The 1214-nt window shown below is 76.1% G+C and carries 1 protein-coding gene; it reads right to left on the reverse strand.

Going from position 1 to position 1214, the window contains the following annotated elements:
- On the reverse strand, nucleotides 1-1115 hold a 1115-nt coding region (locus CCN72_RS37580), incomplete at its 3' end, for a hypothetical protein (protein ID WP_208638209.1).
- Nucleotides 1116-1214 lie beyond the last annotated feature (99 nt).

Consider the following 1214-nt stretch of genomic DNA (forward strand, 5'->3'; position numbering starts at 1 on the left):
ACCAGTATGACCTGGTGGCCGTCGGGGGCGGCCACCAGGTCATACTGGTTGGTGACGGTGGCGATCCAGGTACGGGGGTCGGCGGGTTTGCGGTCGCCTGCCGGGGAGCCCACGGCGATCGCGTGGGTGACCCGGTAGGTGCGGCAGAAGTCCTCGTCCTGGGCGAGGTTGAGGACCGCGTTGCCGCCCTCGCTGTGGCCGATCAGGGCGAGTTCGGCGCCGCGCGGGATGCCGTGCGCGGCCAGGGCGCGCACCAGGGAGCGGGTGTACGGGGAGTCCGTCGCGCGCAGGTCGCGCCAGGCGCCCATGAGGTCCTGCGGGGCGTCATAGCGGGGGCGGCCGGGGGCCGTGCCGGGGGCCTGGACGACGTAGCGGACGACGCCGTCGGGGCCGCGCACGTTCTGGACGAGGATCCGTCCGTCGGTGGACAGCGCCTCGATGTTGCGCAGGAAGCCGAGGAGGGAGCCCTCGGTGGCGATGATCCGGCGGCGCTGGTCGGTGAGGTCGACGGCCTCGGCGCCGCCCTCGGGGGTGCCGCCGCTCTCGGAGCGTCCGTCCAACAGGGCGCAGACGGCGAGGAGTTCGGATATCAGCGGCGCGAGCCCGGACAGCGCGCGCTGGGCCGTGCGGTCCCGCAGCAGGGCGCGCAGGGCCCGTACGGCGTCCTCGTCGCGGTCGGCGGTGAGGGCCCGGGTCAGCAGGCGCATGCCCGGGGTGCGGGCCAGTTCGGGGTGGTCGGCGAGTACGGCGGCGATGCGCAGGCGCAGCGAGGTGAGGGCCACCAGCGCGGCCAGGTTCGCTCCGCCGCGCGCCCGGTCCGCGAGGCGGAGGGCGCGGGTGATGCCGCTGCGGGGCGTGGTGCCCGCGGGACCGCCGAGTCCGGGCTTGGCGGTGAGGGCCCGCAGCAGGGCCCAGCATCCGGCGAGGCCGGTGCGGGGGTGGCGGCGGGTGGCGGCGGTCAGGTCCGGGGCGGACAGGGTGGTGGCGGTGCGTTCGGACACCGCGCGGATGCCCTCGGCGATCTCCAGCACGTCCCGCGCGCAGTCGCGCAGCACGTTCCCTGGGTGCGGACCACCCGGCACGGGCCGCCCGGGTTCGGTGCCGTCCGCTCGCATCCGACGCTCCCTCGTTTCGACGACGTACGACGGCTGCGGCCGCGTCGGCGCAACGCGACCCGCGTCCATCGTGTGCCAGCCCCAGCGGCCCCGCACCTC

It is taken from the genome of Streptomyces murinus, assembly GCF_002154555.1.
GTDB classification, from domain to species: domain Bacteria; phylum Actinomycetota; class Actinomycetes; order Streptomycetales; family Streptomycetaceae; genus Streptomyces; species Streptomyces murinus.